The sequence below is a fragment of the Pseudomonas fluorescens genome, from assembly GCF_000967965.1.
Taxonomy (GTDB): domain Bacteria; phylum Pseudomonadota; class Gammaproteobacteria; order Pseudomonadales; family Pseudomonadaceae; genus Aquipseudomonas; species Aquipseudomonas grandcourensis.
This window is the reverse complement of sequence record NZ_LACC01000046.1, coordinates 18,750-28,464: the sequence shown is the minus strand read 5'-3', so window position 1 is coordinate 28,464 and position 9,715 is coordinate 18,750. Positions and strand designations below refer to the sequence as shown.

General features: G+C 63.6%; 9 protein-coding genes. 7 read left to right on the top strand and 2 right to left on the bottom strand.

The window, feature by feature from the left end; translation table 11 throughout:
* Window positions 1-339: 339 nt before the first annotated feature.
* Window positions 340-1,746: an FAD/NAD(P)-binding protein gene (locus tag VC35_RS26680; protein ID WP_046043641.1), complete on the bottom strand. Its 1,407-nt coding sequence runs from the start codon at window positions 1,744-1,746 to the stop codon at window positions 340-342.
* Window positions 1,747-1,760: 14 nt separating this feature from the next.
* Window positions 1,761-2,324 carry a helix-turn-helix domain-containing protein gene (locus tag VC35_RS26675; RefSeq protein WP_046043640.1) on the bottom strand — a complete coding sequence of 188 codons (564 nt, stop codon included), beginning with the start codon at window positions 2,322-2,324 and terminating at the stop codon, window positions 1,761-1,763.
* 84 nt (window positions 2,325-2,408) lie between these two features.
* Here VC35_RS26675 and VC35_RS26670 point away from each other — a divergent pair, with 84 nt between their 5' ends.
* The 7 genes from VC35_RS26670 (at window position 2,409) to VC35_RS26640 (ending at window position 9,683) form a co-directional block, all read left to right on the top strand.
* Window positions 2,409-3,347, top strand: a complete 939-nt coding sequence (locus tag VC35_RS26670) for a DMT family transporter (protein ID WP_046043639.1) — start codon at window positions 2,409-2,411, stop codon at window positions 3,345-3,347.
* A 272-nt stretch (window positions 3,348-3,619) separates the two neighbouring features.
* The gene (locus tag VC35_RS26665) at window positions 3,620-6,538 is read left to right on the top strand and encodes a monovalent cation/H+ antiporter subunit A (protein WP_046043638.1); all 2,919 of its coding nucleotides are present in this window, start codon (window positions 3,620-3,622) and stop codon (window positions 6,536-6,538) included.
* The gene (locus tag VC35_RS26660; RefSeq protein WP_007986256.1) at window positions 6,538-6,882 is read left to right on the top strand and encodes a Na+/H+ antiporter subunit C; all 345 of its coding nucleotides are present in this window, start codon (window positions 6,538-6,540) and stop codon (window positions 6,880-6,882) included. Before VC35_RS26665 ends, VC35_RS26660 begins: the two co-directional genes overlap by 1 nt.
* Window positions 6,879-8,564: a monovalent cation/H+ antiporter subunit D gene (locus VC35_RS26655; RefSeq protein WP_046043636.1), complete on the top strand. Its 1,686-nt coding sequence runs from the start codon at window positions 6,879-6,881 to the stop codon at window positions 8,562-8,564. Before VC35_RS26660 ends, VC35_RS26655 begins: the two co-directional genes overlap by 4 nt.
* Window positions 8,561-9,049: a Na+/H+ antiporter subunit E gene (locus tag VC35_RS26650; RefSeq protein ID WP_046043634.1), complete on the top strand. Its 489-nt coding sequence runs from the start codon at window positions 8,561-8,563 to the stop codon at window positions 9,047-9,049. The genes VC35_RS26655 and VC35_RS26650 overlap by 4 nt, the downstream gene beginning before the upstream one ends.
* A complete protein-coding gene (locus VC35_RS26645) occupies window positions 9,046-9,324 on the top strand; it encodes a K+/H+ antiporter subunit F (protein WP_007986253.1) in 279 nt (92 codons plus the stop codon). The genes VC35_RS26650 and VC35_RS26645 overlap by 4 nt, the downstream gene beginning before the upstream one ends.
* Window positions 9,321-9,683 carry a Na+/H+ antiporter subunit G gene (locus tag VC35_RS26640; RefSeq protein WP_046043633.1) on the top strand — a complete coding sequence of 121 codons (363 nt, stop codon included), beginning with the start codon at window positions 9,321-9,323 and terminating at the stop codon, window positions 9,681-9,683. The genes VC35_RS26645 and VC35_RS26640 overlap by 4 nt, the downstream gene beginning before the upstream one ends.
* The last annotated feature ends 32 nt before the right edge of the window (window positions 9,684-9,715 follow it).

The window sequence follows — 9,715 nt, the reverse complement described above, 5'->3', positions numbered from 1 at the left end:
AGGCTGAGTGGAGGCGTTCATCCGGGGGTAGGCGCGCAGCGCCGTTCGGCGAAGCCGAACACATCGAGAGGAGGTCGAGCGAAGCCGACCGGAGGCGATGCCCCCGGATGAATGCCGGAGCGAAGGAACCCCGAGCCCAAGCGAGGGGCCGTACGTTCGGGGCGAGACCTTTTGGTTCCTTTTGGGGCGTCTGCCAAAAGGGACTCGCCGTAAGGGCGAAACCATAAGCAGCCGTTACTAAGGAAACGGATATGCACTCAGACCCACAACCTGATCGACGAGTCCCGTCAGTGGCACACTGGCAAGAGGCGCTGACTGCGCGGTGTGTTAAAGGGACGACTAGCCCACCAGCCGCCCGGCCAACGCCTTGGCCTGGCTCGCCACATCGGTGACGGCGGTACTTTCCCACCACATGCCGCGCAACGGCGGGCCCATGGCAAACAGGCGACTGGCGGGCTGGCCCTCGGCGTTCAGGACCGCGCCATCGACCTCTGCGGCGATGCCCAGAGCCAACGGCCCCGGTTGGACCAGGCCACGGGCGAGCAGTTGCCGGGGCAACGGCCGCGCGACCCGGCGCCAGTCGTATTCGATACCGCTGGAGTTGATCAGGGCTGCACCACTGACCACGCAGGTCTGCGCCTCGCCGCGCCGTCGAAGGCGAATACTCACCTCGCCATTCAGCGATGGCTCAAGGCCCTGGTAAGAGGCTGCGTGAATACGCAACCGCCCTTCTTTATACAAGCGCTCCACCAGTTCGGCGCTCAAGGGTGGCGAGCGGTGGTGATGGCTTTCCCACCACGGCCGCACATGCCGCACGAACTGCCGGCGCTGCACATCCGTCGCCTGATGCCACAAGCGGCCGATGTGTGCCCGCACCGTGTCCAGTGGCGCCTGCCAGTCGATGCCCTGGGCGATGGCGTCCCGGCAGTGCCGACGCAGTTCGCGCATCAACTGGCGGGGTGTGCGGATGCTCTGATCCTCGGCGAGAAAGTCCACCCAGGCCGGTGGCTGGCGACGCACATGGGGCAGCAGGCCATGACGGGAAAACACTTCGATCGGGCCACGATGCCCGGCCTGTTCCAGGGACACCACGGCGTCGACCATGGTCAGGCCCGAGCCGATGATCATGACTGTCGATTGCGGATCGAGCCGTTGCATGGCCGCCACGTCCCACGGATCGAGGGCCGCCGCATTCAAGCCGCTGGACCGGGTTTGTGGCGTGCGCGCGGCGGGAAACATCCCGGTGGCCAGTACTGCAAAAGCGCCCTGCACGCATCGGCTGTCGCTCAAGGTCAACCGCACGGCGTCGGCATCGGCTTGCAAATCGACCACTTCGGCCTGCACATGCTCGACCGTCGAACCGTTCAAGGCGCCCACCGCCTGCGCTTGTGCCAGGCGCTGCCGGGCGTACAGGCCGAAAATCCCCCGTGGCGGAAACAGCTCGCTGATCGGCACGTGTTGCTGATCCGACTCCGGCCAGCCGCCCGCCTCGATGTACTCGGTCAACCATTGGGTCAGGTCGTCGGCGTTGTCCGGGTCGACACTCATCCGCGCCGCATTGCCGTTAAGGGTATGGCCCAGTTCCACCGCGCTGTAGGCTTCGCCCCGGCCCAACTCGGCCCGGGGCTCGATCACCAGCACCCGGCGCCGGCCCGGCAAACGCATCAACTGCGCCGCCAGCATCGCGCCACTGAGGCCGCCGCCGACAATCAGGATGTCGGCGTCATTGATCAAGCTCTGGCCCATCGTGCACTCCCTGTTCAGATCACCACATTACGCACAAACTTCGCCGCCACCGCCCCGTCGTTGCGATAACAGTGCGGTTGGTTGCTGGCGAACATGAAGAATTCACCCGCCGCGATATTCTGCGCCTGGTCGCCGAGCATAACGGTCAGGCAACCTTCGAAGACATAAATCTGCTCGCTCCAGCCATCGGCATCCGGCTCCGACGGATACACCTCGCCCGGTTGCAGGCACCATTCCCACTGCTCGACTTCGCGGCTGGCGTGGGCCTTGGAGAGCAACACCGCCCTGCTGCCGGGGATGGTGCCGGTCCAGGCCAGCTCATTGATACGGCTGGGATCCCGGGCGTCGGGGGCCTGGATCAAATCACTGAAGGCGACGTCGAGGGCTTCGGCGACGCGGTCGAGGGTGGTCAGGCTGACGTTCTTTTCCCCTGCCTCGATCGCCACCAGCATGCGACGGCTGACACCGGACTTTTCCGCCAGCGCCGTCTGGCTCAGGTCGGCGGCATGGCGCAAACGACGGACATTTTGACTGACGTGCTGGAGGACCGATGCCCGTTGGGTAGAATCTTTGTGCACTATATTGCTCACTGAGTGGGGTTGGGCAGTATACTGCGCAACATACGACGCATTGTGCGTCCCCCTCCAGTAGCGTGCAAGGTCATGACGTCGGTGAACTCCCCAAAGGCTTCCTCCCGTTTTACAAGGTTCAGCAAGGCCGAATGCGTGCTGGTGCTGATCACGATGGTCTGGGGCGGTACCTTCCTGCTGGTACAGCATGCGATGACTGTCAGCGGCCCGATGTTTTTCGTCGGCCTGCGCTTTGCCGCCGCCGCGAGCATCGTCGCCCTGTTTTCCTGGCGTCACCTGCGCGACCTGACCCTGTTCGAACTCAAGGCCGGGACGTTTATCGGCGTGGCGATCATGCTCGGCTACGGCTTGCAGACGGTCGGGTTGCAGAGCATTCCCAGCAGCCAATCGGCATTCATTACCGCGCTGTACGTCCCGTTTGTGCCGTTGCTGCAATGGCTGGTGCTGGGGCGGCGTCCGGGGTTGATGCCGAGCATCGGCATCATGCTGGCCTTTACCGGGTTGATGCTGTTGTCCGGGCCGTCCGGTGCGTCGTTCAATTTCAGCCCCGGTGAAATCGCCACCTTGATCAGCGCCGTGGCCATTGCGGCGGAGATCATCCTGATCAGCACCTATGCCGGCCAAGTCGATGTGCGCCGGGTGACGGTGGTGCAATTGGCGGTCACTTCAGCGCTGTCGTTCCTGATGGTGGTGCCGACCAACGAGGCGATTCCGGACTTCTCCTGGTTGCTGCTGTGCAGCGCGCTGGGACTTGGGGCAGCAAGTGCGGCGATTCAGGTGGCAATGAACTGGGCACAGAAAAGCGTGTCACCGACCCGCGCCACGCTGATCTATGCCGGCGAGCCGGTATGGGCCGGGATTGTCGGGCGCATTGCCGGGGAACGCTTGCCGGCCATTGCCCTGGTCGGGGCCGGGTTGATTGTAGTGGCAGTGATTGTCAGTGAATTGAAGACCAAGGGTAAGGCGGCTGAGCAGGAACTGGAGCAGGAGCAGGAGCAGGAAACACAGTGATAAACCGCAAACTCTGCATTGCCAGATAGACCGCCATCGCGAGCAAGCCCGCTCCCACAGGTTCAGAGTTGTTCACATAATTTGTGAACGACGCGGACACTGTGGGAGCGGGCTTGCTCGCGAAAGCGTCGGCACAGGCGAACCCCTCAACCAGAAACAATGTGAATCAGGGCATTTCCGTCTACCGTGTAGGATTCTGCGACAGCTTGGCGTTTGTTGATCCGGGAGCTGGCACGTATAATGCTTCACAAACTTCCGCAGATTAGAAGCCTATGTCCCTGATAGTTCTACTGCTTCTGCCTTTCATAGGCAGCTGTTTGGCGGCCGTGTTGCCGCACAATGCACGTAACGCCGAATCCCTGCTGGCTGGCCTGATCGCCCTGATTGGTACTCTTCAGGTCGCCTTCCTGTACCCGCAGATCGCCGATGGCGGCGTCATTCGCGAAGAGTTTTCATGGCTGCCCAGCCTGGGCCTGAACTTCGTCCTGCGCATGGACGGTTTCGCCTGGCTGTTCTCCATGCTGGTGCTGGGCATCGGCACCCTGGTTTCGCTGTACGCCCGCTACTACATGTCGCCGAACGATCCGGTGCCGCGATTCTTCGCGTTTTTCCTGGCCTTCATGGGCGCCATGCTCGGGCTGGTGATTTCCGGCAACCTGATCCAGATCGTGTTTTTCTGGGAGCTGACCAGCCTCTTCTCGTTCCTGTTGATCGGCTACTGGCACCATCGCGCCGATGCCCGGCGCGGTGCCTACATGGCGCTGATGGTGACCGGTGCAGGCGGTTTGTGCCTGCTGGCGGGGGTCATGCTGCTCGGCCATGTGGTCGGCAGCTATGACCTGGACAAGGTCCTGGCCGCCGGCAACCTGATTCGCGCCCATGCCCTCTACCCGATCCTGTTGCCCCTGATCCTGATCGGCGCCCTGAGCAAAAGTGCGCAGTTTCCCTTTCACTTCTGGCTGCCCCACGCCATGGCCGCGCCGACGCCCGTGTCGGCGTATTTGCACTCGGCGACCATGGTCAAGGCCGGGGTCTTCCTGCTCGCGCGGCTATGGCCGTCGCTGTCGGGCAGTGAAGAGTGGTTCTACATCGTCAGCGGCGCCGGCGCCTGCACCCTGTTGCTCGGGGCGTATTGCGCGATGTTCCAGAACGACCTCAAGGGATTGCTGGCCTACTCGACCATCAGCCACCTGGGCCTGATCACCCTGTTGCTCGGCTTGAACAGCCCCCTGGCCGCCGTCGCCGCAGTGTTCCACATCCTCAACCACGCGACGTTCAAGGCCTCGTTGTTCATGGCCGCCGGCATCATCGACCACGAAAGCGGCACCCGCGATATCCGCAAACTCAGCGGCCTATACAAGTTGATGCCGTTTACCGCCACCCTGGCCATGGTCGCCAGCGCCTCGATGGCCGGCGTGCCGTTGCTCAACGGTTTCCTGTCCAAAGAGATGTTCTTCGCCGAAACCGTGTTCATCAATGCCACGCGCTGGGTCGAACTGAGCTTGCCGATCGTGGCAACCATTGCCGGTACCTTCAGCGTCGCCTACTCCCTGCGTTTCACCGTGGATGTGTTCTTCGGTCCGCCCGCGACCGACCTGCCCCACACGCCCCACGAGCCACCGCGCTGGATGCGCGCACCGGTGGAATTGCTGGTATTCACTTGCCTGCTGGTGGGGATCTTCCCGGCCCAGATAGTCGGCCCGCTGCTCGCGGCGGCGGCGCAACCGGTGGTTGGCGGCACGCTGCCCGAGTACAGCCTGGCCATCTGGCACGGCCTGAACGCGCCGATGATCATGAGCCTGATCGCCTTGTCCTGCGGCTCCGTGCTTTATCTGCTGCTGCGCAATCAATTCAAGCGCGGGCGCTTCGACCGTCTGCCCGTCATCGGTCGCCTGGACGGCAAGCACCTGTTCGAATACGCGCTGGTCGCCATCATCCGCCTGGCCCGTCGCCTGGAGCCCAGGATTGGCACCCGGCGCCTGCAAATGCAGTTGTTCCTGGTGGTGTTCGCCGCCGTACTGGCCGGGTTGATCCCCATGCTGCACAGCAGCCTTCACTGGGGTGACCGGCCGAAAATTCCCGGGTCGATCGTGTTCGTCACCTTGTGGTTGCTGGCCATCGCCTGCGCCCTCGGCGCGGCCTATCAGGCCAAGTACCACCGGCTCGCGGCCCTGACCATGGTCAGCGTCTGCGGCCTGATGACCTGCGTCACCTTCGTCTGGTTTTCCGCGCCGGACCTGGCCCTGACCCAACTGGCGGTCGAAGTGGTGACCACGGTGCTGATCCTGCTTGGCCTGCGCTGGCTGCCACGGCGGATCGAAGAAGTCTCGCCGTTACCGGGCAGTCTGCGTCGAGCGCGGGTGCGGCGTATCCGCGACTTGCTGCTGTCGACCTCGGTCGGTGTCGGCATGGCGCTGCTGGCCTACGCCATGCTGACGCGCCAGACCCCCAACGACATTTCCTCGTTCTACCTGAGTCGCGCCTTGCCCGAAGGCGGTGGCAGCAACGTGGTCAACGTGATGCTGGTGGATTTCCGTGGTTTCGACACCCTCGGTGAAATCACCGTGCTGGTGGCCGTGGCCCTGACCGTGTATGCCCTGCTACGCCGTTTCCGCCCACCGAAAGAAAGCCTTCAACTACCGGCCCAGCAACGCCTGCTCGCCCCGGACGTGGTCACCGACCTGGTCAACCCGCGCCACGCCAGCGACACCGCCCTCGGCTTCATGATGGTGCCGGCGGTGCTGGTGCGCCTGCTGTTGCCGGTGGCGCTGGTGGTGTCGTTCTACCTGTTCATGCGCGGGCACAATCAACCGGGCGGCGGCTTTGTCGCCGGGCTGGTGATGTCGGTGGCGTTCATCCTGCAATACATGGTCGCCGGCACGCAGTGGGTCGAGGCGCAAATGAGCCTGCGGCCACTGCGCTGGATGGGTACGGGACTGATGATTGCCACGGCCACCGGGCTGGGGGCGATGCTGGTCGGCTATCCGTTCCTGACCACCCACACTTGGCATTTCTCGTTGCCGCTGCTGGGTGACATTCACCTGGCCAGCGCGCTGTTCTTCGACATCGGCGTGTACGGCGTGGTGGTCGGTTCGACCCTGTTGATCCTCACCGCCCTTGCCCACCAATCGGTGCGCGGCCACAAAACCGCCGCCCAGCCCAGATCCGTTGCCGCCAAAGGAGCCGTCTGATGGAAGAAGTCATCGCAATCGCCATCGGCGTACTGGCCGCGTCCGGCGTCTGGCTGATCCTGCGCCCACGGACGTTCCAGGTGGTCATGGGCCTGTGCCTGCTGTCCTACGGCGTCAATCTGTTCATCTTCAGCATGGGCAGCCTGTTCATCGGCAAGGAACCGATCATCAAAGACGGCGTGCCGCAGGATCTGTTGCACTACACCGACCCGCTGCCGCAGGCACTGGTACTCACGGCGATCGTCATCAGCTTCGCCATGACCGCGTTGTTCCTGGTGGTGCTGCTGGCCTCCCGGGGCCTGACCGGCACTGACCATGTGGATGGCCGGGAGCCCAAGGAATGATGGCGATGACTCACCTGATCGTCGCACCCATTCTGCTGCCGCTGCTGACCGCCGCGATCATGCTGATGCTCGGCGAGAAGCACCGGCCGCTCAAGGCGAAGATCAATCTGTTCTCCAGCCTGCTCGGGCTGGGCATTGCCCTGGCATTGTTGCAATGGACACAGACCACCGGCGTGCCCGGTTCCATCGGTGTGTACCTGCCGAGCAACTGGCAAGTGCCGTTCGGCCTGGTGCTGGTGGTCGATCGCCTGTCGGCGCTGATGCTGGTGCTGACCGGCATCATCGGCGTCAGTGCCCTGCTGTTTGCCATGGCACGCTGGGACAGCGCAGGCTCGAGTTTTCACGCGCTGTTCCAGATCCAGTTGATGGGCCTTTACGGCGCGTTCCTCACCGCTGACCTGTTCAACCTGTTCGTGTTCTTCGAGGTGTTGCTGGCCGCGTCCTACGGGTTGATGCTCCACGGCTCGGGCCGGGCGCGGGTGTCGTCGGGGCTGCATTACATCTCGATCAACCTGCTGGCCTCGTCGCTGTTCCTGATTGGCGCGGCGCTGATCTATGGGGTCACCGGCACGCTGAACATGGCCGACCTGGCGGTGAAAATCCCGCTGGTGTCCGAAGCTGATCGCGGCTTGCTTCACGCCGGCGCGGGGATCCTGGCCATCGCGTTCCTGGCCAAGGCCGGCATGTGGCCGCTGAACTTCTGGCTGGTGCCGGCCTATTCCTCGGCCAGCGCCCCGGTGGCGGCGATGTTCGCGATCATGACCAAGGTCGGCGTCTACACCTTGCTGCGCCTGTGGACGCTGCTGTTCTCCGCCCAGGCCGGGACTTCGGCTTTCTTTGGCGGCGACTGGCTGATCTACGGCGGCATGGCGACCATCGTCTGCGCCGCCATTGCGACCCTCGCCGCACAACGCCTGGAGCGCATGGCCAGCCTGAGCATCCTGGTGTCAGCGGGCATCCTGTTGTCGACCATCGGTTTCGCCCAGCCGAACCTGGTCGGCGCGGCGCTGTTCTATCTGTTCAGTTCCACCCTGGCGTTGAGCGCCCTGTTCCTGCTGGCCGAACTGATCGAGCGCTCGCGCTCGGCCAACGAAATCCTGCTCGAAGATGAAGCCGAACTGCTGCCCCGGCCACTGGAATCCCTGCACCCACCCAAAGGCACCAACCTCGACGACGACCAGAAAGCCGTGGTCGGCCAGGTGATTCCCTGGACCATGGCGTTTCTCGGCCTGAGCTTCATCGCCTGCGCCTTGTTGATCATCGGCATGCCGCCGCTCTCGGGCTTTATCGGAAAACTCGGTTTGATCGGTGCCCTGCTCAATCCCTTGGGCTTGGGCAACAGCGGCGATGCACCGATTTCCAACGCCGCGTGGGGCCTGCTAGTGCTGTTGATCGTGTCCGGGCTGGCATCGCTGATCGCGTTCTCGCGCCTGGGTATCCAGCGCTTCTGGACGCCAGCGGAACGGCCATCGCCCCTGCTGCGACGCTTGGAATGCGTACCGATCTTCGCCCTTCTGGGCTTGAGCATTGCGCTGACCTTCAAGGCCGATCCGCTGCTGCGCTACACCCAGGCCGCCGCCGATGCCTTGTACAACCCGCAGCAATACGTGATGGCAGTGCTCGACACGCGCGTCGTACCGAACCCATCGGCCGTAGCGGCCCCGCAGGAGGTGCAACCATGACGCGCCTGTTTCCGGCACCGCTGCTGTCGCTGGCCCTGTGGCTGCTGTGGCTCCTGCTGAACCTGTCTATCAGTCCCGGCAACCTGCTGCTGGGTGCTGCGCTGGGGTTCTGTGCGCCATTGATGATGCGCAGACTGCGTCCGTTGCCGGTGCGCATCCGTCGTCCCTGGGTAATCCTGCGCCTGGTCCTGCTGGTCGGGCGCGATGTGCTGGTGTCCAACCTCGCCGTGGCCTGGAGCGTGCTCAATGCCGGTCGCCGCCCGCCCCGCTCGCAATTCATCAAGGTGCCGCTGGACTTGCGTGACGCCAACGGCCTGGCTGCGCTGTCGATGATCACCACGGTGGTGCCCGGTACGGTCTGGTCGGAGCTGGCGCTGGACCGCAGCATTCTGCTGTTGCACGTCTTCGACCTGGACGACGAGGCGCTGTTCATCCAGCACTTCAAGACGACCTACGAACGTCCGTTGATGGAGATCTTCGAATGAGCCCGTTGCTGTCGAACGCGATCCTGCTGAGCCTGTTCTTCTTTTCCCTGGCGATGATCCTGACCCTGATCCGCCTGTTCAAGGGGCCATCGGCCCAGGACCGGGTTCTGGCGCTGGACTACCTGTACATCGTCGCGATGCTGATGATGCTGGCGTTGGGTATTCGCTATGCCAGTGACACCTACTTCGAGGCGGCGCTGCTGATCGCCCTGTTCGGTTTCGTCGGCTCCTTCGCCCTGGCGAAATTCCTGCTGCGTGGTGAGGTGATCGAATGAATACGCCATTGTCGTTGTGGGTGGAGATCCCGGTGGCGATCCTGCTGGTGCTCGGCAGCCTGTTTGCATTGATCGGCGCCACGGGCCTGCTGCGCATGAAGGACTACTTCCAGCGCATGCACCCACCGGCCCTGGCCTCGACGCTCGGGACCTGGTGCGTGGCGCTGGCTTCGATCATCTACTTTTCGACGCTCAAGTCCGCGCCGGTATTGCACGCCTGGCTGATTCCGATCCTGCTGGCGATTACCGTGCCGGTGACGACCTTGCTGCTGGCCCGGGCGGCCCTGTTTCGCAAACGCATGGCCGGGGATGATGTGCCGGCCGAAGTGAGCAGCCGGCGGACGGAGAGCGGTAGTTAGACCAAGGATTAGTATTGACTGGACCGGCCTGT